The organism is Pseudomonas sp. Tav-5-1A (assembly GCF_055755055.1).
Genome location: NZ_CM146901.1, coordinates 5,560,007 through 5,582,306 on the forward strand (window position 1 = coordinate 5,560,007; position 22,300 = coordinate 5,582,306).

23 protein-coding genes are annotated in these 22,300 nt (G+C 65.3%); 11 read left to right on the plus strand and 12 right to left on the minus strand.

Going from position 1 to position 22,300, the window contains the following annotated elements:
- Positions 1-6 precede the first annotated feature (6 nt).
- The 3 genes from pyk (at position 7) to AC0J42_RS25575 (ending at position 4,068) form a co-directional block, all read left to right on the plus strand.
- Entirely contained in the window at positions 7-1,458 is a 1,452-nt protein-coding gene (pyk, locus tag AC0J42_RS25565; RefSeq protein WP_473004401.1) for a pyruvate kinase, read from the plus strand.
- Between the two features lie 177 nt (positions 1,459-1,635).
- A complete protein-coding gene (locus AC0J42_RS25570; RefSeq protein WP_473004402.1) occupies positions 1,636-2,535 on the plus strand; it encodes an NHL repeat-containing protein in 900 nt (299 codons plus the stop codon).
- 210 nt (positions 2,536-2,745) lie between these two features.
- Entirely contained in the window at positions 2,746-4,068 is a 1,323-nt protein-coding gene (locus AC0J42_RS25575; RefSeq protein WP_473004404.1) for an NHL repeat-containing protein, read from the plus strand.
- Here the strand turns inward: AC0J42_RS25575 and AC0J42_RS25580 are convergent.
- Both AC0J42_RS25580 and AC0J42_RS25585 read right to left on the minus strand, forming a co-directional pair.
- Positions 4,062-5,003 (minus strand): iron-sulfur-binding ferredoxin reductase, encoded by a 942-nt coding sequence (locus AC0J42_RS25580; RefSeq protein ID WP_473004406.1) that lies wholly within the window; start codon positions 5,001-5,003, stop codon positions 4,062-4,064. The genes AC0J42_RS25575 and AC0J42_RS25580 overlap by 7 nt on opposite strands.
- Complete coding sequence (locus AC0J42_RS25585) at positions 4,996-6,102, minus strand: GGDEF domain-containing protein (protein ID WP_473004407.1); 1,107 nt, start codon at positions 6,100-6,102, stop codon at positions 4,996-4,998. The genes AC0J42_RS25580 and AC0J42_RS25585 overlap by 8 nt, the downstream gene beginning before the upstream one ends.
- A gap of 336 nt (positions 6,103-6,438) precedes the next feature.
- On the opposite strand from AC0J42_RS25585, the gene AC0J42_RS25590 reads away from it, so the two are divergent.
- On the plus strand, positions 6,439-7,962 hold the full coding sequence (locus tag AC0J42_RS25590) for a fumarate hydratase (protein WP_416426750.1): 1,524 nt from the start codon (positions 6,439-6,441) through the stop codon (positions 7,960-7,962).
- A 160-nt stretch (positions 7,963-8,122) separates the two neighbouring features.
- Here AC0J42_RS25590 and AC0J42_RS25595 read toward each other — a convergent pair whose 3' ends face one another.
- The 3 genes from AC0J42_RS25595 to AC0J42_RS25605 all read right to left on the minus strand — a co-directional run bounded on the left by AC0J42_RS25595 (position 8,123) and on the right by AC0J42_RS25605 (position 10,293).
- On the minus strand, positions 8,123-8,440 hold the full coding sequence (locus tag AC0J42_RS25595) for a ribbon-helix-helix domain-containing protein (protein ID WP_416426752.1): 318 nt from the start codon (positions 8,438-8,440) through the stop codon (positions 8,123-8,125).
- A 10-nt stretch (positions 8,441-8,450) separates the two neighbouring features.
- Positions 8,451-9,032 (minus strand): DJ-1/PfpI family protein, encoded by a 582-nt coding sequence (locus tag AC0J42_RS25600; RefSeq protein WP_473004409.1) that lies wholly within the window; start codon positions 9,030-9,032, stop codon positions 8,451-8,453.
- Between the two features lie 103 nt (positions 9,033-9,135).
- Positions 9,136-10,293, minus strand: a complete 1,158-nt coding sequence (locus tag AC0J42_RS25605) for a phospholipase D-like domain-containing protein (protein ID WP_473004411.1) — start codon at positions 10,291-10,293, stop codon at positions 9,136-9,138.
- 289 nt (positions 10,294-10,582) lie between these two features.
- On the opposite strand from AC0J42_RS25605, the gene AC0J42_RS25610 reads away from it, so the two are divergent.
- The gene (locus tag AC0J42_RS25610; RefSeq protein ID WP_473004412.1) at positions 10,583-11,530 is read left to right on the plus strand and encodes an antitoxin Xre/MbcA/ParS toxin-binding domain-containing protein; all 948 of its coding nucleotides are present in this window, start codon (positions 10,583-10,585) and stop codon (positions 11,528-11,530) included.
- A 13-nt stretch (positions 11,531-11,543) separates the two neighbouring features.
- On the opposite strand, the gene AC0J42_RS25615 is transcribed toward AC0J42_RS25610, so the two are convergent.
- The 3 genes from AC0J42_RS25615 to AC0J42_RS25625 form a co-directional block, all read right to left on the minus strand.
- On the minus strand, positions 11,544-11,843 hold the full coding sequence (locus tag AC0J42_RS25615; protein WP_416426760.1) for an amidase: 300 nt from the start codon (positions 11,841-11,843) through the stop codon (positions 11,544-11,546).
- A complete protein-coding gene (locus AC0J42_RS25620) occupies positions 11,840-12,931 on the minus strand; it encodes a serine hydrolase domain-containing protein (protein ID WP_473004413.1) in 1,092 nt (363 codons plus the stop codon). The genes AC0J42_RS25615 and AC0J42_RS25620 overlap by 4 nt, the downstream gene beginning before the upstream one ends.
- A gap of 63 nt (positions 12,932-12,994) precedes the next feature.
- A complete protein-coding gene (locus tag AC0J42_RS25625; RefSeq protein WP_473004414.1) occupies positions 12,995-13,879 on the minus strand; it encodes an acyl-CoA dehydrogenase family protein in 885 nt (294 codons plus the stop codon).
- Positions 13,880-14,011: 132 nt separating this feature from the next.
- Here AC0J42_RS25625 and olsB point away from each other — a divergent pair, with 132 nt between their 5' ends.
- On the plus strand, positions 14,012-14,767 hold the full coding sequence (olsB, locus tag AC0J42_RS25630; RefSeq protein WP_416426765.1) for an L-ornithine N(alpha)-acyltransferase: 756 nt from the start codon (positions 14,012-14,014) through the stop codon (positions 14,765-14,767).
- Positions 14,767-15,537: a lysophospholipid acyltransferase family protein gene (locus AC0J42_RS25635; protein WP_416426767.1), complete on the plus strand. Its 771-nt coding sequence runs from the start codon at positions 14,767-14,769 to the stop codon at positions 15,535-15,537. The genes olsB and AC0J42_RS25635 overlap by 1 nt, the downstream gene beginning before the upstream one ends.
- 75 nt (positions 15,538-15,612) lie before the next feature.
- Here AC0J42_RS25635 and AC0J42_RS25640 read toward each other — a convergent pair whose 3' ends face one another.
- Positions 15,613-16,179 carry an acyl carrier protein phosphodiesterase gene (locus AC0J42_RS25640; RefSeq protein WP_473004415.1) on the minus strand — a complete coding sequence of 189 codons (567 nt, stop codon included), beginning with the start codon at positions 16,177-16,179 and terminating at the stop codon, positions 15,613-15,615.
- A gap of 152 nt (positions 16,180-16,331) precedes the next feature.
- On the opposite strand from AC0J42_RS25640, the gene AC0J42_RS25645 reads away from it, so the two are divergent.
- The gene (locus AC0J42_RS25645) at positions 16,332-16,637 is read left to right on the plus strand and encodes an ArsR/SmtB family transcription factor (RefSeq protein WP_416426769.1); all 306 of its coding nucleotides are present in this window, start codon (positions 16,332-16,334) and stop codon (positions 16,635-16,637) included.
- A gap of 48 nt (positions 16,638-16,685) precedes the next feature.
- On the plus strand, positions 16,686-17,735 hold the full coding sequence (locus tag AC0J42_RS25650; RefSeq protein ID WP_416426770.1) for an alkene reductase: 1,050 nt from the start codon (positions 16,686-16,688) through the stop codon (positions 17,733-17,735).
- 62 nt (positions 17,736-17,797) lie between these two features.
- On the opposite strand, the gene AC0J42_RS25655 is transcribed toward AC0J42_RS25650, so the two are convergent.
- The 3 genes from AC0J42_RS25655 to AC0J42_RS25665 all read right to left on the minus strand — a co-directional run bounded on the left by AC0J42_RS25655 (position 17,798) and on the right by AC0J42_RS25665 (position 20,657).
- Positions 17,798-18,640, minus strand: a complete 843-nt coding sequence (locus AC0J42_RS25655; protein ID WP_416426771.1) for an ATPase — start codon at positions 18,638-18,640, stop codon at positions 17,798-17,800.
- A gap of 96 nt (positions 18,641-18,736) precedes the next feature.
- On the minus strand, positions 18,737-19,738 hold the full coding sequence (locus tag AC0J42_RS25660) for an NAD-dependent epimerase/dehydratase family protein (RefSeq protein ID WP_473004417.1): 1,002 nt from the start codon (positions 19,736-19,738) through the stop codon (positions 18,737-18,739).
- Positions 19,739-19,763: 25 nt separating this feature from the next.
- A complete protein-coding gene (locus AC0J42_RS25665; protein WP_473004419.1) occupies positions 19,764-20,657 on the minus strand; it encodes a LysR family transcriptional regulator ArgP in 894 nt (297 codons plus the stop codon).
- A gap of 91 nt (positions 20,658-20,748) precedes the next feature.
- Here AC0J42_RS25665 and AC0J42_RS25670 point away from each other — a divergent pair, with 91 nt between their 5' ends.
- Both AC0J42_RS25670 and AC0J42_RS25675 read left to right on the plus strand, forming a co-directional pair.
- A complete protein-coding gene (locus AC0J42_RS25670) occupies positions 20,749-21,348 on the plus strand; it encodes a LysE/ArgO family amino acid transporter (protein ID WP_416426777.1) in 600 nt (199 codons plus the stop codon).
- 165 nt (positions 21,349-21,513) lie between these two features.
- Entirely contained in the window at positions 21,514-22,110 is a 597-nt protein-coding gene (locus AC0J42_RS25675; protein WP_416426779.1) for a superoxide dismutase, read from the plus strand.
- The last annotated feature ends 190 nt before the right edge of the window (positions 22,111-22,300 follow it).

Below are 22,300 nucleotides of genomic sequence, written 5' to 3' on the forward strand. Positions count from 1 at the left end.
CAGTGCATGACCGTTCGCCGTACCAAAATCGTCGCTACCCTTGGCCCTGCCAGCAACTCGCCGGAAGTGATCGAGCAATTGATCAAGGCCGGCCTGGACGTGGCCCGTCTGAACTTTTCCCACGGCACGCCGGACGAGCACAAGGCTCGCGCCCGCCTGATCCGTGACATCGCTGCCAAGCTGGGCCGCCATGTCGCGCTGTTGGGCGACCTGCAAGGTCCAAAGATCCGTATCGCCAAATTCGCCAACAAGCGTATCGAGCTGAAAGTCGGTGACGCGTTCACCTTCTCCACCAGCCACCCGCTGACCGAAGGCAACCAGGAAATCGTCGGTATCGATTACCCGGACCTGGTCAAGGACTGCGGCGTGGGCGACGAGCTGCTGCTCGACGACGGTCGCGTGGTGATGCGCGTGGAAACCGCCACCGCCGACTCGCTGCACTGCTCGGTGCTGATCGGTGGCCCGCTGTCGGACCACAAGGGCATCAACCGTCGCGGTGGTGGCCTGACCGCCCCAGCCCTGACCGAGAAAGACAAGGCCGACATCAAGCTGGCTGCCGAAATGGACCTGGACTACCTGGCCGTTTCCTTCCCGCGTGACGCCTCCGACATGGAATACGCCCGTCGCCTGCGCGACGAAGCCGGCGGCACCGCCTGGCTGGTGGCCAAGATCGAACGCGCCGAAGCCGTGGCCGACGACGAGACCCTGGACGGCCTGATCCGCGCCAGCGACGCAGTCATGGTTGCCCGTGGCGACCTGGGCGTGGAAATCGGCGACGCCGAGCTGATCGCCATCCAGAAGAAGATCATCCAGCACGCCCGCCGCAACAACAAGGCGGTGATCGTGGCGACCCAGATGATGGAGTCGATGATCCAGAACCCGATGCCTACCCGTGCCGAAGTATCCGACGTGGCCAACGCCGTGCTGGACTACACCGACGCGGTGATGCTGTCGGCGGAAAGCGCTGCCGGCGCCTACCCGATCGAGGCCGTGCAGGCCATGGACCGCATCTGCAAGGGCGCTGAAAAGCACCCGATGAGCATGAAGTCCAGCCACCGCCTGCACACCCAGTTCGAGCGTTGCGACGAGAGCATCGCCCTGGCGGCGATGTACACCGCCAACCACTTCCCGGGCGTGAAGGCGATCATCGCCCTGACTGAAAGCGGCTACACCCCGCTGATCATGTCGCGCCTGCGTTCCTCGGTGCCGATCTACGCGTTCTCCCCGCACCGCGAAACCCAGGCCCGTGCCGCCATGTTCCGTGGCGTGGTGCCGGTCGCCTTCGACCCGGCTGCACTGCCGGCCGACAAGGTCAGCCAGGCCGCCGTCGACGAGCTGCTGAAGCTGGGCGTGGTTCAGCAAGGCGACTGGGTCATCCTGACCAAGGGCGACAGCTACCACACCATCGGTGGCACCAACGGTATGAAGATCCTGCACGTCGGTGATCCGCTGGTTTAATGCCCGGCGCTACACCAGAAGCCCCCGGCGCGCGAGCGTCGGGGGCTTTTTTGTGCCTTGTCGATTTTCTATCAAGCCACGCTGGGCTGAATGATTGAAAACCCGTATTTCTGACAGTAGCAAGACAGTGGCAAGACCGGCACGCTGCCCTTGGACCATCTCACAGGGAAGTGCCCCATGGCCATGCAGCGTGAACCCTACCCGCTGGAGTACCGGCAGCAGCTGCCCAACGGCACGTCCCTGCTGACCACGCTGGGGCGTGGCAACGGCAGGATGTTGCTGCGAGCGACGTTGCTGGGCACCTCTGGCGCACCCTGTGGCCATTTCGGTTACCACGGCAGCGTGCTCCTGGACATCGGCGCTGCACCCTCGACGCCCACGGCGCGGGCCTCGCCCCCGCGGCTCATCAGCCGCCACGATGGCGAATTCAGCTATATCGGCCTGTCTCACCCACGCGCTCAATGGCAGGCCCTGTTGCTGCGCCTGGATGCCCGCGGCCGACTGGACATTGGCTGGGGCTACCGTGAGTTCCAGGTACCTGGGCAGCACACTTTGTTGCACGATTTCGCCCTGCTCCGGGACGGCCGCGTGCTGGCCTGTGGCGTGAGGTGGAACATCCGCGATGGCATTCGCCAGGGTTTCCTGGCCCGCCTTGAACGCAACGGCAGGCTTGACCCGTCGTACGGCGACGGGGGCTTCGCCCGGCTACGGGGCACCAGGCAGGACAGCGGCTTTACCTGCCTGGGCCCGGCACAGGCGCAAGGTGACCGTTGGCTGCTGGGGTTTTGCGCCAGCGGCAGCGACAGCCAGTTGCTGACTGTCACAGCGCTGGACGACGAGGGGTTGCCCCAACCTGGGTACGCCGGCGTGCTGCCAGTGGCGTGCCAGGCGCTGCAGGCCGACGCGATCCAGCAGTGCGCCGGTGGCCATGGCTTGATCACCGGCACCGCCACGCAGCAGTCTCGGCCGCGTGCCTTCGCCGCAGGGCTGCTGCCCAATGGGCGTTTCGACGGCAGCTTCGGCAACGGCGCGGCACTGGAGTGGAGGGGCGCTGGTCAGCGGCTCGCGTGCCTATAGCGGCACACCAGGCCGGCTGGCGTCCGGCAGCCGTTCGTCGCAAATAACCAGGCCCGGTGGCGTTACCCATGGGGTTGACTCCAATGGGGTCGTAAATCCCCACAATGCGCGCGATATCGGCGCTGCGATACTGATAGAACTGACAGGTCCGCGCACCACCCCCACTGCGGTGAAATAGCCACTTATTTCAACCACACAGGGAGGTGCAGCATGCACTCACGCACAACGACCCACCGCGAATCGCCCCTACCCCTGCCCCGCGCCCTCAGCCAGGCACTGGAGCATCAGGTGCTGGATATCGATGGCGACATCAAGGCCATCACCCAGGTGGCGGGCAGCGACCAATGGCTGGTGGCCATTGATTCCGGCTATGGCTTCTGCGTGGCCCGCCTGCACGCCGACCTGACCCTGGACGACAGCTTCGGGCTGCCAGACAGGGGCTATTTCTTCGACAGCTTCGACACTGCAAGCTTTGCCTTCACCGCCGTGAACCAGCTCGCCTGGGTGGGCGACAAGGTGCTGGTGGTGGGCGCCACCTGCGACTTCGATGTCGACCGTATCGCCCTCGCTCGCTACCACGCCGATGGCCGCCCGGACCTGTCCTTCAATGGCGACGGCAAGCACATCCTCGAACTGCCCCATTCGCGCCGCCGGCCACGCAAACAACGCAGTGGCACCACCCATTCGGCGATCTTTACTCCGCAGACGCCCGTGGTGCTGGCCGACGGTGGTGTGGTGCTGTTTTTTCTCGAAACCTGTGAGCAGCATCCCGAAGGCCGGGCGTTCCTGGTGCGCCTGGATGCGGCCGGCGCGCTGGACACCGGCTTCAACCAGCAAGGCTTCGCCCAGGTACAGTTCGAAGGCCGCACCGTGGTGCCCCGGGGTGTCGTCCGCCAAGGCAATGACCTGCTGCTGTACGGTGCCACCTGCCCGGACGACGAAGGCGCCACCCAGGGCCTGATCGCCCGGTTCGACGCCAATGGCCACCGCGACATGACCTTCAACGGCACCGGCTTCATTGTCATCGGCGACGCCTGCACCCGGAGTGTGCTCAGCCAGGTCAGCGTCGACGAACACCACGAAATTCATGCCGCCGGCACCTTCGGCAGCGAACTGTTGGTGACGCGCCGCCGCGCCGACGGCAGCCCGCACCCGGACTTCAACGCAGGCGTGCCGCTGCTGGTCACGCTGCCGTTCGAAGTCACCGGGGTAAAGGCCGTGGCTCGTCAGGGCGATGCCCTGCTACTGGCGGCCACCGCCGGCGCCAGCGAGTACAAGGGCACCTTGGTGCGCCTGGCGGCGGACGGCGGGCTGGACACAAGCTTCGCCGACGGCGCCGGCTACCTGATGGCCGAGCACGAATCGGAATACCTGGCGCTGGGGCTGGAGCGCGATGGCGCCATCATTGCCGCGGGGTATCTGTACCAGCAGGGGTATTACGCGTGGGTACGGCGTTTTGATAGTGAGGGGTTGCGGCAGAGGATTCGGCTAACCGGCAAGCGACAAAGTGTGCAGAAAGGCAGCCATTACTGACCACGCTCGGAAAAAACATCGCTCCAAACCTGGCTGCGAGGTACACCCGCCAGGAACAATCGCTTGGCAAAAACCTCGACAGTGGCCGGGCTACCGCAGACCAACGCCTGGGTCTGGCGTGAGCGGGGGCGCAAGGTCGCCAGTGCGGCGGCCAGTTGCTCCGGCAGCAGCAGGTCCACGTGCAGGCTGGGTTGTGCCTGGGCGAGTACCTGCAGCTCAGCCGCCAGGTAGTGTTCCCCAGCGTCCTGAGCGAGGTGCATCACCCGCATCTCGCCCTGGTGCCCCTGCCGCAGCGCCTCACGCAAAATCCCGTACAACGGCCCCAGCCCGGTGCCCGCCGCGAGCAGCCACAGCGGCTGGTCCTGCCAGTCAGGGTCATAATGCAGGGCGCCGCCACGCAACTCGCCCAGGCGCAGGGTATCGCCCGCCTTCAAGGTACGCGCCACGTCGACGAAGGCACCTGGATGACGGCAGTCGATATGAAATTCCAGGAAGCGATCTTCCTGGGGCAGGCTGGCCAGCGAATAGGGCCGGGCCACGCCGGTCTCGGTCCACAGCACTAGGTGCTGGCCGGCCTGGTAACGCAACGGCCGCCCCGGTTGCAGGCGCAGCCGCAGCACGTGGGGGCTGGGCCAGTCGCAGCTTTCCACCTGCGCAGGCAGGCCGTCGGCCTTGGGGTCGAACACCGCCACGCTGAGGTCGTCGACTACCTGGCACTGGCACGCCAGGCGCCAGCCTTCAGCACGCTTGCCGGCGTCCAGCGCCTCGGGCTTGCGGTCCAGCGGGTCACCGCGCAGGCAATGCACCAGGCAGGCGTGGCAACTGCCGGCGCGGCAGCTGTACGGCACGTTGAGGCCCTGGGCGTTGAGGGCGTCGAGCAGATTCTCGCCCGGCGCCACCGACCAGCGCTGCTGGCCAACAGTGAGTTCAGGCATCGGCGGCTTCCCAGGCGGCCGCGCAGCGGTTGCGGCCCGCCCGCTTGGCGCGGTACAGCGCCTGGTCGGCGCGGTGCAGCGCATCGTCCAGGTCATCGCCTTCCAGCAGCAGGGTCATGCCCACCGACAGGCTCAGGTTCTGCACGTTCAGCTCGCCCAGCTCGGCCGTGGCGAAGGCCAGGCGCAGGCGCTCACAGCACACGCTCAGGCGCTCGGTGTTGGAGTCGGGCAACAGCAGCACGAATTCCTCGCCGCCGTAGCGGGCCAGCACATCGCCGTCGCGCAGGCAGGCGGCGGCCACCTCGGCGAACACCTGCAGCACCTGGTCGCCAGCGGCGTGGCCGTGCACGTCGTTGATGCGCTTGAAGTGGTCCAGGTCGATCAGTGCCAGGCCATGCTGGCTACCCGCGCTCATGGCCAGCAGCTCGCGGCCAGCCAGGCTGAGAAAGTGGCGGCGGTTGTACAGGCCGGTCAGTTCATCGGTAGCCACCAGGTCCTCGAGCTGGCGCATCATGCCGCGCAAGGTGTCCTGGTGCGCCTGCAGCGCGTAGCGGCGCTGGCGCATGCGCTGGCGGGAAGCCTGTACGTAGCTGGCGTACAGGCACAGCCACACCAGCACCACGAACAGCACGCACACCTGAATGGCCGCCAGGCCCGGGTCGGGCAGCTGCAGTTGGTAGCCTTCATAAAGGTTCAGCCCGGCGAAGCTGAAGAACACCAGCACGGCGCAGCGCACGAACACCCGGCGCGTGAGGTGGAACAGGCCGAACAGCAGGATCAACAGGTACAGCACCAGGAAGGTGCCACGCGCACCGTCGAGGTTGGCCATCAGCCAGGTCTGCCAGCCCAGCGCCAGCAGTACCTGGAACTCGGTCAGGCTGGGGTCGCGGAAGCGGCGGTTCCAGCCCTTGGAAAACACCAGGGCCAGGACGCCCTGGGTCACGATCACCAACAGCGTGGTGACCACCGTGGTAGTGATCGAGGCGCGAAAGTAGTCGCTGAGCGTTGCCACCCAGGTCAGCATCAGCACCAGCACGTACGTGCCAGCGGCTAGGGTGAAGCGCTTGATCAGCAGCTTCTGTAGAAGTTTGTCGGTCACTCGTTGACTCACCGTGCTCAAAGGGATCCCTTCCCGTCCTGGCACCGAACGGCGCTATGGCCAGATGCCACTTTAGTGCTACCCGTCAAAAATAACTATCCAAATTTGCAACCGCTGTATAACAGTTCTGTACAGCTTTTTACCTTTCCAGCGCGCCGATAACCGCCCCGCCTTTGACTATCGGCGTGTGTCGGTGGCCGCCAGGTGCGGTATACTGCCGCGCCTTTTTTGCGTCGGTCGCAGCTGCCCGGCGCGTCTTGAAAGGTCGTTTCGATGGTCGCCCGACGTGTCGAAATACCTTAACGAATGTTCCCGTCTTTAAGAGGAGCGCGCCGCATGACCGTGATCAAGCAAGACGACCTGATACAGAGCGTCGCCGACGCCTTACAGTTCATTTCCTACTACCATCCGGTAGATTTCATTCAGGCCATGCACGAAGCCTACCTGCGCGAAGAGTCGCCGGCGGCCCGTGATTCCATCGCCCAGATCCTGATCAACTCGCGCATGTGCGCCACCGGCCACCGGCCGATCTGCCAGGACACCGGCATCGTCACCGTGTTCGTGCGCGTAGGCATGGACGTGCGCTGGGATGGCGCCACCATGAGCCTGGACGACATGATCAACGAGGGCGTGCGTCGCGCCTACAACCTGCCCGAGAACGTGCTGCGCGCCTCGATCCTGGCCGACCCGGCCGGTGCTCGCAAGAACACCAAGGACAACACCCCGGCAGTCATCCACTACTCCATCGTTCCCGGCAACACCGTGGAAGTGGACGTGGCGGCCAAGGGCGGCGGCTCCGAGAACAAGTCGAAGATGGCCATGCTCAACCCGTCCGACTCGATCGTCGACTGGGTGCTGAAAACCGTGCCAACCATGGGCGCCGGCTGGTGCCCACCGGGCATGCTGGGCATCGGCATCGGCGGCACCGCCGAGAAAGCCGCGGTGATGGCCAAGGAAGTGTTGATGGAATCCATCGACATCCACGAGCTGAAGGCCCGCGGCCCGCAGAACCGTATCGAAGAGATCCGCCTGGAGCTGTTCGAGAAGGTCAACCAGCTGGGCATCGGCGCCCAGGGCCTGGGCGGCCTGACCACCGTGCTCGACGTGAAGATCATGGACTACCCGACCCACGCCGCCTCGCTGCCGGTGTGCATGATCCCCAACTGCGCCGCCACCCGTCACGCCCACTTCGTGCTGGACGGCTCGGGCCCTGCGGAGCTGGAAGCACCGGACCTGGACGCCTACCCGGAAATCGTCTGGGAAGCCGGCCCGTCGGCCCGCCGCGTCAACCTCGACACCCTGACGCCCGAAGAAGTGCAGAGCTGGCAGCCAGGCGAGACCATCCTGCTCAACGGCAAGATGCTCACCGGCCGCGACGCCGCGCACAAGCGCATGGTGGAAATGCTCAACCGCGGCGAAACCCTGCCGGTGGACCTGAAAGGCCGCTTCATCTATTACGTCGGCCCGGTTGATCCGGTGCGCGAGGAAGTGGTTGGCCCGGCTGGCCCGACCACTGCCACGCGCATGGACAAGTTCACCCGCCAGATCCTCGACCAGACCGGCCTGCTGGGCATGATCGGCAAGTCCGAGCGTGGCCCGGTGGCCATCGAGGCGATCAAGGACTACAAGGCCGTCTACCTGATGGCAGTGGGCGGCGCGGCCTACCTGGTGGCGCAAGCCATCAAGAAGTCGCGCGTGGTGGCCTTCGAAGAGCTGGGCATGGAAGCGATCTACGAGTTCGACGTCAAGGACATGCCGGTTACCGTTGCGGTAGACAGCAAGGGTGAGTCGGTACACATCACCGGCCCAGCGATCTGGCAGCAGAAGATCAGCGAAAGCCTGGCAGTTGAAGTGAAGTAAGGCCGCAGGCCTTGCGTTGAAAAAGCCCGGCCTGTGTGCCGGGCTTTTTTATAAGGCCCCGTAGCAGCGGCCGCAGGCCGCGTCCGGATTCGCCGCAGTGTGCCGGGAAAATCGGAACGCGTTGGACGCGGCCTGCGGCCGCTGCTACAGGGCGGTCAGGTCAGGCGTGAGCGGTCATCGGTACGACCGACGCCGCGCGCGGCACCGCCGCCACCGCGCGCCGCTGGGTCAAATAGCGCATGCAGCTCACCCGCAGGAACGAGGCGAAATTCACTACCTCGCCACGGTAGTCCATCACCTCCTCGTAGAGCTTGGTGATCAGCTGGTTGGTGCTCATGCCGTCCACCTCGGCGATTTCGCTGAGGATGTCCCAGAACTGGTTCTCCAGGCGCAGAGTGGTCACCACCCCGCGGATGCGCAGCGAGCGCGAGCGGGACTCGTAGAGGATGGGGTCGGCTTTTACGTAGAGCTCGCACATGGGCAAATCCTCACAGGATGATCTGGGTCCCCAGCAACCCCAGGAAGCCCGCCAGCCAGGCGGGGTGGGCGGGCCAGGCCGGGGCGGTGGCGAAGTTGCCCTGCACGTGGGCCTGGTTGACCTCGATGTCGACATAGCGGCCACCGGCCAGTTTCACCTCCGGGGCACACGCCGGGTAGGCGCTGCACTCGCGGCGTTCCAGCACGCCGGCCGCGGCCAGCAGCTGCGCGCCGTGGCACACCGCGGCAATGGGCTTGCCGCTCTGGTCGAAGGCCTGCACCAGTTCCAGCACCTTGGCGTTCAAGCGCAGGTACTCGGGCGCGCGGCCGCCGGGAATCACCAGGGCGTCGTAGTCGCCGGCACGCACCTGGGCGAAGTCGAAGTTCAGCGCGAAGTTGTGCCCAGGCTTCTCGCTGTAGGTCTGGTCGCCCTCGAAATCATGGATGGCGGTGCGCACGCTCTGCCCGGCGGTCTTGTCCGGGCACACTGCGTGCACCACGTGGCCGACCATCTGCAGGGCCTGGAACGGCACCATCACTTCGTAGTCCTCGACGTAATCGCCGACCAGCATCAGGATCTTTTTCGCGGCCATGCTGTGACACTCCTATAAGACAGCGTAGATAACTTCACGCTTAACACGTTAGCCCCCTGGGTTGGGCAACGGGTAATACGCGGTTACTACTCATCGGAAAGTGTCATTCGCGGCGCCCGAACACGGTGATGGTCAGCCGGTCCAGCCAGCCGAACACCCGTTGCTGCACCCTGCCCCACAGGGGGCGCCGCCGCCAGTCCGCCAGCTCGACGCGCTGGCTGGCCTGGAAGTCGGTGGTGAAGCTGCGCTCCACCGCCAGGGTCAGCGAGGCGTCCAGCGCCTCGACATTGGCCTCCAGGTTGAAACGCAGGTTCCAGTGGTCGAAGTTGCACGAGCCGACACTGACCCAGTCGTCGATCAGCACCATCTTCAAATGGGAAAAGCACGGCTGGTATTCAAAGATGCTGACCCCGGCCTTGAGCAGCCGCGGGTAATAGTTGTGCCCGGCATAGCGCACCGAGGGATGGTCGGTGCGTGGCCCGGTGAGCAGCAGCCGCACGTCCACCCCACGCGCCGCCGCCCGGCGCAGCGAACGCCTGACCTTCCAGGTGGGCAGGAAATACGGCGTAGCCAGCCAGATACGCCGGTGGCCACTGTTGATGGCGCGCACCAGCGACCGCAGGATGTCCCGGTGCTGGCGGGCATCGGCGTAGGCCACGCGCCCAAGGCCGGCACCGCTGGCCGGCACCCTGGGCAGGCGCGGCAGGCCGAAATGGGTGGCCGGGCGCCACGCCGTGCGGCGCAGGTTGGCGCGCCACTGGCGGTCAAAGAGCATCTGCCAGTCAGCCACCAGCGGCCCCTGGATCTGCACCATCACTTCATGCCATTCACTGTCGGGCTGGCCTGGCTGCCAGAACTGGTCGGTCAGCCCGGTGCCGCCTACCGCCGCCCATTGCTGGTCGACAATCAGCACCTTGCGGTGATCGCGGTACAGGTTGCGCAGCCCACGGCGCAATCGCACCGGGTTGTACCAGCGCAGTTCCACCCCCGCGTCGATCAGCACCTGGCGCAGCTCGGCGCTCAGGGCCAGCGAGCCGTAATGATCGAACAGGCAACGCACGGCAACACCGCGCCCGGCCGCCTCGGCCAGGGCCTGGATGACCACCTGGGCACACTGGCCAGACTCCACCAGGTACAGTTCCAGGTCGACCTGCTCGCGAGCCGCGGCGATGGCCGCGAGCATGGGCGGGAAAAATGCCGGGCCGTCGACCAGCAGTTCGAACTGGTTGTCGGGGCGCCAGGGAAAGATGGGGCCGGCCATGCAACCTCCGGTTACAGATTGTCAGGCCAACCTTAACCGGGCACCGCTCAGGTAGCAAAAAACATTACAAGCGCTCCGAATTGACGCCGGAGCCCAATATTAGGTCTCATTCCGAAACACAAGAAGGACACCCCAAGAGCCAGCCACCCTTTATCATCTTGCTCCTGGCGCTTGGCTGCGCAATAATCTGTCCCAACAACTAACCCTTGCAACCGGTGTGGCATGACCATCTGGTTTGAGGGGGAAAAAGCCGGCGAAAGCCGGTTTTTTCGTTTATGGAGCATCGTCAATGCATGGACCAACGGCTTCGACGCCGCTGCGAACCCGAATCTACATCGACGGCTACAACCTTTATTACGGCTGTCTGCGCAACACAGCGTTCAAATGGCTTGACCCGATAGCTCTATGCGAGCAGCACATTCTGCCCTCCATCCTGGCACCGGATGATCTGCTTCGCCCACGCTCTTGGGTACTCCTTCCGGCGCCCTCCCTGAAGTTCTTTACAGCGCGAATCATTGAAAGCGTGGCCAGCGATCCTGACTCGGTTTCATCCCAAGCCAGGTATCACAGCGCATTGCGAAAACTCCACGGCACCCGCATCGAGCTAATCGAAGGGTACTACGCTGTAAACCCCATGAAGGTGCGTCTGATCTGTGCAACTCAGCCAAAACGCCTACCCAAGGATTGCGACACCGGGTTGGCCTGGAAGGTGGAGGAAAAACAATCAGATGTGAATTTAGCCTTGCACGCGTACCACGATGCCTTGACCGGCACCGTCGATCAGGTCGTTGTCGTGACCAATGAACCCGACTTGGCTCCGGCACTGGAAATGATCAGAGCTAATACATCCGTTCGAGTAGGTCTGGTCATTCCCACAACCGGCCATCATCGGCATCCAAACAGCGAACTGGTAAAATTGGCCCACTGGGTTCGAAAAAGAATCGATACCCGCGAACTGGCAGCATCGCAGCTGCCTCGCGTCATTGCCGGCGGGCGCCAGGCCACCTTGAAGCCAGAGTCCTGGTACGCAAACCCCCAACGCTTGAAGCAGGTGCTTGGACCGGTGATAGATGCCAAAGGGAGTCGAGGCGCAGCGTTCAAATGGATGGAAGCACCCAACCCATTCCTGGGAGGGCGACCTCCCATGGAGCTGTTGGAGACAGAGCAAGGCACCGAGAAAATCCTGAGCTATATCAATGACTGGCGAAGCCGCCGTGAACCTGCTCAGGAACCGTGACGCAAGTTCAATTTCAGCGTTGCAGCCGACAACCCTGCCGCGTGCCGGCCCACACCGCCGTGGCGCCCTGCCCCAGCCCCCGCGCTGACACCCGGGTGTTGGCCACGTCATCTTCCAGCGCACTCAAGGGCAGCCACTGTTTGACGTAGCCGGCGCAGTAACCGGCCGATTGGCCCATCACGTAGCGGCACGAGCAGTATTCCTTGGCGCTGTAGGCGCTGAGGATGCCGGGAAACGACAGCAGCGCCACGCGCTCGTGCCACACGGACAAGCCCAGGGCCAGCACGATGATCACCGTCACCCCGCGCCTCATTGCGCTTTGCCCTGGGCGAACGCGGCGATGGCCAGTTTCAGCAGCTGGTTGTGCTGGTAGCTGGCGTCGCGGTCATCGCCGTAGCGGACGATGACCAACTTCTGTTCGGGCAGCACGTACAGCGCCTGGCCCCAATGGCCCAGCGCGGCGAAAGTCTGTGCCGGGGCGTCGGGCCAGGGGCGTGGGGCATTGCCCACGGGCTGGTTGAGCCACCACTGGCCACCGCCGGTGGCTTCGCCTGGCTCGGCGACGGCGTGGTCGAAGGGCCGACGGTTGAAGGCCACCCAGGTTCTGGGCAACAGCTGCCGGCCCTGCCAGCGGCCGTCGCGCAGCATCAAAAGGCCGACGCGGGCCAGGTCGCGGGCGCGCAGGTAGGCGTAGGACGAGGCCACGAACACGCCCTTGCCGTCGGCCTCCCACACCGCGTGCTCAATGCCCAGCGGCTGGAACAGCGCCTGCCAGGGATAGTCGGGATAGTCGTGGGCGCCAACCATCTGCTGCAGCGCCGCCGACAGCAGGTTGCTGTCGCCACTGGAATAGCGGAACACCTGGCCCGGCGCGGCAAAGCTGTCGAGGCCGGCGGTGAACGCAGCCATGTCATCACGGCCACGGGTGTAGAGCATGGCCACCACCGACGAATACAGCGGCGCGTATTCGTAGTCTTCCTGCCAGTCCAGCCCCGAGGCCCAGTGCAACAGGTCGGCCAGGTGCACCTCGGGGTGGCGGGCCATGGCCGGGTAATAGGTGGCTACCGGGTCATCGAGCTGGAAGCGGCCCTGGCCATAGGCGACACCCAGCACGCAGGCCATCAGGCTTTTGCTGATCGACCAGGTGCTGTGCAGGGAGTCGGCGGTAAAGGGCGGCGCGTAGCGCTCATAGACCAGGCGACCGTCGCGAATCACCACCAGGGCGTCGGTGCGCACCCCGGTACGGGTGCTGTCATCGCGCGGGGGGAAGGCGTAGTCGGCCAGGGCCTGCACCGCCGGCGTGGGCGGTTGCAGGGCCTGGGCCCATTGCTCGCCGGGCCAGTCCTCGGCAAGGGCTGGCAGGGCGAAAACAGCGAGGAGGCAGAGCCAGGGTGTGCGCATGGCGCGCAGTGTAGAAGGCGAATGTGACAGGTATTCGCGCTCGGCCGCTGCCTGCGGCAGCGGCTACAGGGCCAGGGTTTCCACGGCTTTATCCAGGCGTTTCTGCCGGGCACCGCTGGCCAGGGTCAATAGGCCGCGGTCGCGTTGCCACACTGCTGCCAGCTCCGCGGGGCCGTTGGCGAACGCCTGTTCCAGAGGCCCGGACAACGCCGCGAACTGCTCGAACACGCCGCCCAGCAGCACATGGCTGGCAGCCGCGTCCGCGCATTGGCGGGTGGCCTCGGCGCAACTGCCCAGCAGGCCCACTAGGCGCAGCTGCAACGCCTGCGGCCAACCGTGGTCCTGGCTGCAGGCGTACAGCCAGCCAAGCATGGCGCTGAGCACATACAGGTCTTCCAGGCTGCGGAACGGTTTGACGTAGGCGTCCCAGCCGTCCCCGGCCAGGCGTTCGCACAGGGCGTTGTCCAGGTGCAGGCGGCTGTGGCTGATCTCCGGCATCAGCGCAATCGGCGGCAACGGCTCCAGGCGCACGCCCGGCTCGCCGGGGTAGACCACCACCAGGCTCAGCCGTGGTGCCTGCCCGGCACTTTCGCTGCGGGCGGCCACCAGCAGCCAGTCGGCGGCATCGCCGGCGGTGACGAAATCCTTGCGGCCGTTGAGGCGCAGGTCCGCCAGGCGCGTCTGCAGGTCGGCCGGGCGCAGGCTGTGCTGCTCGGTGGCGCAGATCGCGCCCAGGCTGGGCGGCGCACTGGGCCACAACACCCGCAACGCGGCCTGGTAGCCCACCAGGAACGCCAGCCCCGGGCTGTGCACGGCCTGGCCGCCGAGCACCGCCAATTCAAACGGCGACACCGGCCCCAGGCGCTCGAGCAGCGCGGCATAGGTATCAGTCAACGATGCTGCCAGCGGCAGGCGTTCACGCACATTGAGCAACTTGAGCCAGGACATGGGGCGCTCCTTGGGGGCTGTCATACAAGCATCACCAAAGCTTAACGGTGATGACACCGGGCCTACCTAGGCTGAGCTTGCACAACAAAGTGGACCGGCCGCAACCCCATGGCTGGCTTTTGGAGACTGGCAATGACTCAGATCGCTCTATCTGGCGTTACTCGCACCGAACGTCGCCTGCAAGCCGAACGCCTGACCGGGGACCAAGCCCTGCGCGAGGCCCAGAGCCTGCGTTTCAATGTGTTCAGCGGCGAGTTCAACGCCAAGCTCAAGGGTGCCGAACTGGGCCTGGACATGGACGACTACGACGCCCACTGCCGCCACATCGGTGTCCGCGACCTGAGCACCGGCGAACTGGTGGCCACCACCCGCCTGCTCGACCACACCGCTGCCCACGGCCTGGGCCGTTTCTACAGCGAAGAAGAATTCAGCCTGCACGGCCTGGGTGGCCTGCAGGGCCCGATCCTGGAAATCGGCCGCACCTGCGTGGCGCCCGACTACCGCAACGGCGGCACCATCGCCGTGCTCTGGGGCGAACTGGCCGAAGTGCTCAACGAAGGCGGCTACAGCTACCTGATGGGCTGCGCCAGCATCCCCATGCAGGACGGCGGCGTGCAGGCCCGGGCGATCATGCAGCGCCTGCGCGAACGCTACCTGTGCACCGAGCACCTGCGCGCCGAACCGAAGAACCCATTGCCTGAGCTGGACGTGCCGCACAACGTCATCGCCGAAATGCCACCGCTGCTCAAGGCCTACATGCGCCTGGGCGCCAAGGTGTGCGGCGAGCCCTGCTGGGACGAGGAATTCCAGGTGGCCGACGTGTTCATCCTGCTCAAGCGCGAGAACCTCTGCCCACGCTACGCCCGTCACTTCAAGGCGGCGGTCTGATGGCACGCGGGCGCGTCTACGCGCGCGTCGCCCGGGTGCTGCTGGTGGTTGCCCTGGGCCTGGGCATGGCGGCCATCTTCACCCTGTATGAACGCCTGCGCCTGCGCAACTCGATGGTCCGGCGCCAGCGCTGGTCGCGCTTCTTCATGGCCCGCCTGAGCAACGCCCTGCCCTTTCGCGTAACCGTGCACGGCAACCTGCCTACCCAGCCGATGCTGTGGGTGGGCAACCATGTTTCCTGGACCGACATCGCCCTGCTGGGCCAACTGGCACCGTTGTCGTTCCTGTCCAAGGCCGAAGTGCGGGCGTGGCCGATCGCCGGCTGGCTGGCGCTGAAGGCCGGTACCCTGTTCATCCGCCGCGGCTCGGGCGACAGCCAGCTGATTCGCCGGCAGATGACCCGCCACCTGGGCAGCCAGTGCTCGCTGATGATCTTCCCCGAAGGCACCACCACCAACGGCCAGGCCCTGCGCACCTTCCACGGCCGCCTGCTGGCCAGCGCCATCGAGGCCCAGGTGCCGCTGCAACCGGTGGCCATCCGTTACCTGCGCAACGGCGCGCTCGACCCGCTGGCGCCGTTCATTGGCGACGACGACCTGCTGTCGCACCTGATGCGCTTGTTCAGCAACGATGTGGGCGAAGTTGAAATCCACCTGCTGGCGCCCATCCCCAGCGCGGGCATGGAGCGCGCGGCGCTGGCGTTCCAGGCGCAGGAAGCGGTGCGCGTAGCGTTGTTTGGCCAGGCCACCGAGCAGGCCGAAGCCGCGTAACCTCTGTAGCAGCGGCCACCAAGCCGCGTCCCCAGGCGCCACGGTGGTGTTTTCGGACGCCGCCTGCGGCAGCTGCTACGGGCGGGCGAACTGCTGGAGGATGGGGTAGAAGGCGCGGAAGTCCGCGGTGAGGGGTTCGTACAGCGCGCGCACTTCCTCCATCGCTCCCAGCATCCCTTCCGGCTTCGACAGCCGCCGCGCAATGCCGTTGAACACCTGCTCCAGCACCTCGAATTCCGCGTACGAGCCCAGCCAGTCGTCGGCGATCATGTACGGCGCCATGCGCGCCAGCCGCCCCGGCAGCTGCGGCTCGGCGGCCAGCACCCGGTACACCCCGGCGGTGTATTGGTGCAACGGTACCTCGGCGTAATCCTGCCAATGCCGCGCCAGGCAGTGGTCGAAAAACACGTCGAGGATAATGCCCGCGTACCGCCGCCGCGCCGCCGGAAAGCGCGCCAACGCCGCCAGCACCAACGGATGGCTATCGGTAAACGCATCGATCTGCCGGTGCAGCTGGATGGCCGCCAGCAAACGCGGCGAATACTGCCCCTCCAGCCGGCCCTTGACGAAATCGCCATACAGGCTGCCCAGCAGTTGTTCAGGTTCCTGGCCGCCCAGGTGCAGGTGCGCGAGATAGTTCATCTCTCCAGCGTACCACCTGGCGAGCGCATCGTTATAACTCGATATACCGATTTAGCCTGTGCATAGCGCTCGATCATATTTGTATATCGCGATTTACAGATATATATTTCGTTTCAACGCGATATACGCTGACCCGGACGAGCACTGCTGCCATGCCCATCGATCTCGACGAAATAATAAAAGCCCTGGCCCACCCAGTACGGCGAGAAATCCTCAACTGGCTGAAAAACCCTGAAGTCGAATTCCCCGACCAACAGCACCACAGCACCGACATCGGCGTGTGTGCCGGGCAGATCGACCAGCGCTGCGGCCTGTCGCAGTCCACGGTGTCAGCCCACCTGGCGACGCTGCAACGCGCCGGGCTGATCAGCAGCCGCAAAGTCGGCCAGTGGCACTTTTTCCAGCGCAACGAGGAGACCATCCAGGCCTTCCTCAAGCAGATGAGCCAAGAGCTCTGAGCGCGCCCGTTATCCCCTTGCCAACTCCAAACCTGTGAGGCTAGTCCCATGACCACGATTTTCGATCCGATCAAACTTGGCGACCTCGAGCTGCCGAACCGCATCATCATGGCGCCCCTGACCCGCTGCCGCGCCGACGAAGGCCGCGTGCCCAACGCCATGATGGCCGAGTACTACGTGCAGCGCGCCAGCGCCGGCCTGATCCTCAGCGAAGCCACCTCGGTAACCCCGATGGGCGTGGGCTACCCCGACACCCCCGGCATCTGGTCCAACGACCAGGTGCGTGGCTGGACCAACGTCACCAAGGCCATCCACGGCGCCGGCGGCCGTATCTTCCTGCAGCTGTGGCACGTGGGCCGCGTCTCCCATGAAAGCTACCTGAACGGCGAGACTCCAGTGGCCCCGAGCGCCATCAAGCCGGCCGGCCACGTCAGCCTGGTGCGCCCGATCACCGAGTTCCCGACCCCTCGCGCGCTGGAAACCGCTGAAATCGCCGACATCGTCGAGGCCTACCGCCAGGGCGCGGAGAACGCCAAGGCCGCCGGTTTCGACGGCGTGGAAGTGCACGGCGCCAACGGCTACCTGCTGGACCAGTTCCTGCAAAGCAGCACCAACAACCGCACCGACAACTACGGTGGCTCGCTGGAAAACCGCGCGCGCCTGCTGCTGGAAGTGACCGATGCCTGCATCGACGTGTGGGGCGCCGGCCGCGTGGGCGTGCACCTGGCACCGCGCGCCGACTCCCATGACATGGGCGACGCCAACCGCCTGGAAACCTTCAGCTACGTGGCTCGCGAGCTGGGCAAGCGTGGCGTGGCGTTCATCTGCGCCCGCGAGAAGCAGGCCGACGACAGCATCGGCGCCGCCCTGAAGGAAGCCTTCGGTGGCCCGTACATCGTCAACGAGCGCTTCACCAAGGCCAGCGCCAACGCTGCCCTGGCAGCCGGCACCGCTGACGCCGTGGCCTTCGGCATCCCCTACATCGCCAACCCGGACCTGGTGGCCCGCCTGGCAGCCGATGCGCCGCTGAACGAACCCAAGCCGGAACTGTTCTACGGCAAGGGCGCCGAGGGTTACCTGGATTACCCGACGCTGTAAGCCTGGCCTGAACGAAAAAGCCCCGGTGCGCGAGCACCGGGGCTTTTTCATGTCCAGCCGATTTACTGGCGGGTGTTGATCTGCTGCTGCAGGTTCTGGATCTGGCTCTGCAGGGTGCTGATGTTGCGCGTGGTCTGCCCACGGAACGAGTCGAACTCGGCGGTGTTGGTGCCGGCTGCCGGCGCCGGGCGGTTCTCCACCTCGCTCTTGAGCACCACCAGGTCCTGCTCGACGCTGTCCAGGCGGCCGCCGACGTTGCCCTGCTTCTTCAGCGCCGCCACGTCATTGGCCACCGCCTTGATCTGCGCGTCCAGCTTGCCGCCGTCGGCCTGGCCGGCCTTCAGGGTCGCCAGGTCTGCGCCCAGGCTCTTGAGCTGCGCCTGCACCTGTTCGTTCGCCGCCTGCTGGGCACTGGCCTGGGCCAGGGCCTGGTCCAGGCGCTTGCCCAGGTCACCCTGCTGCCCGGCCACGCCCTGCTGCTGGCGGCCCTGGTCCTGCAGCTGCGCCTGCAGTTGCTTGATCTGCAGTTTCAATTGCTCGCTGCCGGTGGTGGCGCTGGACTCGGTGGCGACCACCTTGCCGCTGATGTCCTGCAGGCGCCCGGCGGCTTCCTCGCTGATGCGCGCGAAGCTTTCCTGGGTGGCCACCAGTTGCTGCTCCATCAGCGAGATCTGCTGGAAGCTCCACCAGCCCAGGCCGGCCAGGGCAATGGTCAGCGCGCCCACCAGGGCCCACAGGCCACCGGTGCTGGGGCCCTTGACCTTGACCACCGGCGTGGTGCGCGAATACACCGTGGTGCGGTCGCGCTCGGCGGGGGTGGCGGGGGCGAAGTCGTCGTCATCCCCGTCCTTGGCACTCAGGCGGGGCACATTGTCAAAATCGTCGTCACGGGCGTCGTTGCGCATGGGGAAACCTTGTATGTAGCACGATGATGGCTAAATAGCGGTGCGAGTATACCCGCCCACGGGCCGCAGTGATCGACCACGCAGGCGCGCGCCGGTTCAACGGCTGCCGGTGCGGTCCTGGGCTTTCCACCAGCCGCAGAACTCATCCAGCGCCGACCACAGGCTGACCTTGGGCTCGTACTCCAGATAATGCCTTGCCCGGCTGATGTCGAGGGTGAAATCCTTGTTCATGATCTGCATGCCCAGGCGCGACAGGGTCGGTTGCGGCCGCCCCGGCCACAGCAGGCAGGCGCCTTCGTTCAGCGCCGCCGCCGTGTACGCAAGCTTGTAGCCGCGATAACGGGTGGCCTGGGGCAGGTTCATCTGGCGCATCACGTAGTTGACCACGTCCCAGATCGGCACCGGGCTGCCGTTGCTGATGTTGTAGGCCTTGCCCAGCGCCGTGTCCCCAGCCATCAAGGCACTCATCAGCGCCTCATTGAGGTTCTGCACGCTGGTGAAATCGACCTTGTTGAGGCCGTTGCCGATGATCTTCAGGCGGTTTTTCTTCTGCATCGCCAGCAGCCGCGGGAAGATGCTGACATCGCCGGCCCCGGTGACGAAGCGCGGGCGCAAGGCCAGCACCTCGAGGCCGAACTCGGCTGCGCCGAACACCTTCTGCTCGGCAAGGAACTTGGTCTTCGCGTAATGATCGTGGAAGCGCCGCGGCACCTGTTCCTCGCGCAGGCCCAGGTGCGAACGGCCATCAAAATAGATGGAAGGCGAGGACAGGTGCACCAGGCGCCGCACCTGTTCTTTCAGGCACGACTCGACGACGTTTTCGGTGACTTCGACGTTGCCGCGATGGAAGTCCTGGTAACGGCCCCAGTTGCCCACGGCGCCAGCGCAATGCACCACCGCCTCGACGCCGATGCACAGGCGGCGTACCAGGTCAGGGTCGGTGAGGTCGCCCTGGACGAACTGTGCGCCCCGGCGCACCAGGTGCTCGACCCCTTCGGCCCGGCGGCCACTGACGCGCACCTCCAGCCCCTGTTCCAGCGCATGGCGGGCAAAGCGCCCGCCAATAAAGCCACTCGCGCCGGTCACCAGAATTTTCATGAAGCGCTCCGCATCGTTTGTATCGTTAAAGGGTTGTTACCAGCCACTGCCCGGCCTGGCGCGCCAGGTGGTCGGTGAGGTCAGTGAGCAACTGGCCGCCATGGCGCCAGTGGTGCCAGTACAACGGCACGTCGATCCAGCGCTCGGGCATCAGTTCCACCAGGCTGCCATCCGCCAGTTGCGGCTGCACCTGCAGTTCGGGCACCAGGCCCCAGCCCAGGCCGGCTTCGGCCATGCGCATGAAACCCTCGGAAGAAGGACACAGGTGGTGCATGAAGCCGCCGTCGATCCCCAGTGCGGCCATGTAGCGGTGTTGCAGCAGGTCGTCCGGGCCGAAGACCAGGGCCGGGGCGCGGGCCAATTGTCCCGCATCGAAGCCCGCAGGGAAATGCCTGGCGACAAACCCGGGGCTGGCCAATGCCCGGTAACGCATGGCGCCCAGCAGCAGGCTGCGCGCGCCAGCCACCGGCCGCTCGCTGCCGCACAGGCAGGCGGCCACCTCGCCCGCACGCATGCGTTTGAGGCCCACCTCCTGGTCTTCCACCACCAGGTCCAGCAGCAGCCCGCGCTCGGCACAGAAACGGCCGACCGCCGACGCCCACCAGGTCGCCAGGCTGTCGGCGTTCAGGGCAATGCGCAGGCGCTCGGGCAAGCCCTCTTCGTCCAGCGCCGGCACCTGGCCCTGCAGGTCGCGCTCAAGCAGGCGCACCTGCTGCACGTGGTTGAGCAGGCGCCGGCCAACTTCGGTTGGCGTCGGCGGTGTGGCGCGCACCAGCACGGGCTGGCCAATGCGCGCCTCGAGCAGCTTGATGCGCTGGGAAATGGCCGACTGCGACAGCCCCAGCACCTGGGCCGCGCGCTCGAAGCCGCCCTGTTCGGCGACCGCCGCCAGGGCCGAGAGCAATTTGTAATCGAACATCACTTTTCCTAATGAGCGATCAGCAGTATTGGTTTTTCTTATACAGCAACAGGCCCCACACTCCAAAGCCTTGCAGAGGAGCGTGAATGTCATGTGGCACAGTTATGTAAACGGTTTGTTGGTGGCGGCGGGGCTGATCATGGCGATCGGCACGCAGAATGCGTTCGTCCTGGCCCAGAGCCTGCGCCGCGAGCATCACCTGCCGGTGGCCCTGCTGTGCGTGCTGTGCGATGCCGTGCTGGTGACCCTGGGGGTGTTCGGCCTGGCCAACGTGTTGGCGCACAGCCCGTTGCTGCTGGGCGTGGCGCGCTGGGGCGGGGCCGTTTTCCTGCTGTGGTACGGGGCCAAGGCGCTGCGCCGCGCCTGTTCCAGCCAAAGCCTGCAACAGGGTGACGGCGATGGCCAGCGCTCGCGGCGCGCGGTGCTGTTGAGCGCACTGGCGGTGACGCTGCTCAACCCCCACGTGTACCTGGACACCGTTCTGCTGATCGGCTCCCTGGGCGCGCAGCAGAGCATGCCCAGCGCTTATGTGGCCGGCGCCGCAAGCGCCTCGCTGTTGTGGTTCTTCACCCTGGCCCTGGGCGCGGCCTGGCTGGCGCCGTGGCTGGCACGGCCGGCCACCTGGCGGCTGCTGGACCTGATGGTGGCCGTCATGATGTTCGCGGTAGCCGCGCAACTTATATATGCCTAAACGCTCTGGAACCTCTATCCCACACAGTTGTTGCGTGGTTATGCCCAAGCCCCGGTGCTATGATCCAGAGCTTGCGCCGCAAAGAGTAAAAACTCGCCGGCGTATATCTGGCCGCCCGTGATCGGCCTTGCGCTCACCGCAACAGACCTGATTAGGAGAATCACCATGGCTTTTGAATTGCCGCCGCTGCCCTACGCCCACGATGCGCTGCAGCCGCACATCTCCAAAGAGACTCTGGAATACCACCACGACAAGCACCACAACACCTACGTCGTGAACCTGAACAACCTGGTGCCAGGCACCGAGTTCGAAGGCAAGACCCTGGAAGAAATCGTCAAGACTTCCTCGGGCGGCATCTTCAACAACGCCGCTCAGGTCTGGAACCACACTTTCTACTGGAACTGCCTGGCGCCAAACGCCGGCGGCCAACCTACCGGCGCCCTGGCTGAAGCCATCAACACCGCGTTCGGTTCGTTCGACAAGTTCAAGGAAGAGTTCAGCAAGACTTCCATCGGCACCTTCGGCTCCGGCTGGGGCTGGCTGGTGAAGAAGGCTGACGGTTCCCTGGCCCTGGCCAGCACCATCGGCGCCGGCAACCCGCTGACCAACGGCGACACCCCGCTGCTGACCTGCGACGTCTGGGAACACGCCTACTACATCGACTACCGCAACGTTCGTCCTAAATACGTCGAAGCGTTCTGGAACCTGGTCAACTGGAAGTTCGTAGCCGAGCAGTTCGAAGGCAAGACCTTCACTGCCTAAGCTTCGCGCTTGCTGAAAAAGCCCGGCCTGTGCCGGGTTTTTTTGTGCCTGGCGCCAGGGGGCTTGCCTGGATCCGGGATAAGGCTAAGATTCAAAAAAGGAAAAAATGCCGGACGGCGCTCAAGTGCGAGCCGGTTCCAACCGACATACTGGAAGGCGTCTGCATTGGCCATCCGTTGTCAGCCTGTTA

Excerpts from the sequence above, each read along its gene's own strand:
- AC0J42_RS25580 (WP_473004406.1), bottom strand. The coding sequence starts at position 5,003 with ATGCCTGAACTCACTGTTGGCCAGCAGCGCTGGTCGGTGGCGCCGGGC.
- AC0J42_RS25610 (WP_473004412.1), top strand. The coding sequence starts at position 10,583 with ATGCATGGACCAACGGCTTCGACGCCGCTGCGAACCCGAATCTACATC.
- AC0J42_RS25675 (WP_416426779.1), top strand. The coding sequence starts at position 21,514 with ATGGCTTTTGAATTGCCGCCGCTGCCCTACGCCCACGATGCGCTGCAG.
- AC0J42_RS25575 (WP_473004404.1), top strand. The coding sequence starts at position 2,746 with ATGCACTCACGCACAACGACCCACCGCGAATCGCCCCTACCCCTGCCC.
- AC0J42_RS25655 (WP_416426771.1), bottom strand. The coding sequence starts at position 18,640 with ATGCGCAACGACGCCCGTGACGACGATTTTGACAATGTGCCCCGCCTG.
- AC0J42_RS25650 (WP_416426770.1), top strand. The coding sequence starts at position 16,686 with ATGACCACGATTTTCGATCCGATCAAACTTGGCGACCTCGAGCTGCCG.
- AC0J42_RS25600 (WP_473004409.1), bottom strand. The coding sequence starts at position 9,032 with ATGGCCGCGAAAAAGATCCTGATGCTGGTCGGCGATTACGTCGAGGAC.
- AC0J42_RS25590 (WP_416426750.1), top strand. The coding sequence starts at position 6,439 with ATGACCGTGATCAAGCAAGACGACCTGATACAGAGCGTCGCCGACGCC.
- AC0J42_RS25660 (WP_473004417.1), bottom strand. The coding sequence starts at position 19,738 with ATGAAAATTCTGGTGACCGGCGCGAGTGGCTTTATTGGCGGGCGCTTT.
- pyk (WP_473004401.1), top strand. The coding sequence starts at position 7 with ATGACCGTTCGCCGTACCAAAATCGTCGCTACCCTTGGCCCTGCCAGC.
- AC0J42_RS25670 (WP_416426777.1), top strand. The coding sequence starts at position 20,749 with ATGTGGCACAGTTATGTAAACGGTTTGTTGGTGGCGGCGGGGCTGATC.
- AC0J42_RS25595 (WP_416426752.1), bottom strand. The coding sequence starts at position 8,440 with ATGTGCGAGCTCTACGTAAAAGCCGACCCCATCCTCTACGAGTCCCGC.
- AC0J42_RS25615 (WP_416426760.1), bottom strand. The coding sequence starts at position 11,843 with ATGAGGCGCGGGGTGACGGTGATCATCGTGCTGGCCCTGGGCTTGTCC.
- olsB (WP_416426765.1), top strand. The coding sequence starts at position 14,012 with ATGACTCAGATCGCTCTATCTGGCGTTACTCGCACCGAACGTCGCCTG.
- AC0J42_RS25645 (WP_416426769.1), top strand. The coding sequence starts at position 16,332 with ATGCCCATCGATCTCGACGAAATAATAAAAGCCCTGGCCCACCCAGTA.
- AC0J42_RS25605 (WP_473004411.1), bottom strand. The coding sequence starts at position 10,293 with ATGGCCGGCCCCATCTTTCCCTGGCGCCCCGACAACCAGTTCGAACTG.
- AC0J42_RS25665 (WP_473004419.1), bottom strand. The coding sequence starts at position 20,657 with ATGTTCGATTACAAATTGCTCTCGGCCCTGGCGGCGGTCGCCGAACAG.
- AC0J42_RS25625 (WP_473004414.1), bottom strand. The coding sequence starts at position 13,879 with ATGTCCTGGCTCAAGTTGCTCAATGTGCGTGAACGCCTGCCGCTGGCA.
- AC0J42_RS25635 (WP_416426767.1), top strand. The coding sequence starts at position 14,767 with ATGGCACGCGGGCGCGTCTACGCGCGCGTCGCCCGGGTGCTGCTGGTG.
- AC0J42_RS25620 (WP_473004413.1), bottom strand. The coding sequence starts at position 12,931 with ATGCGCACACCCTGGCTCTGCCTCCTCGCTGTTTTCGCCCTGCCAGCC.
- AC0J42_RS25570 (WP_473004402.1), top strand. The coding sequence starts at position 1,636 with ATGGCCATGCAGCGTGAACCCTACCCGCTGGAGTACCGGCAGCAGCTG.
- AC0J42_RS25640 (WP_473004415.1), bottom strand. The coding sequence starts at position 16,179 with ATGAACTATCTCGCGCACCTGCACCTGGGCGGCCAGGAACCTGAACAA.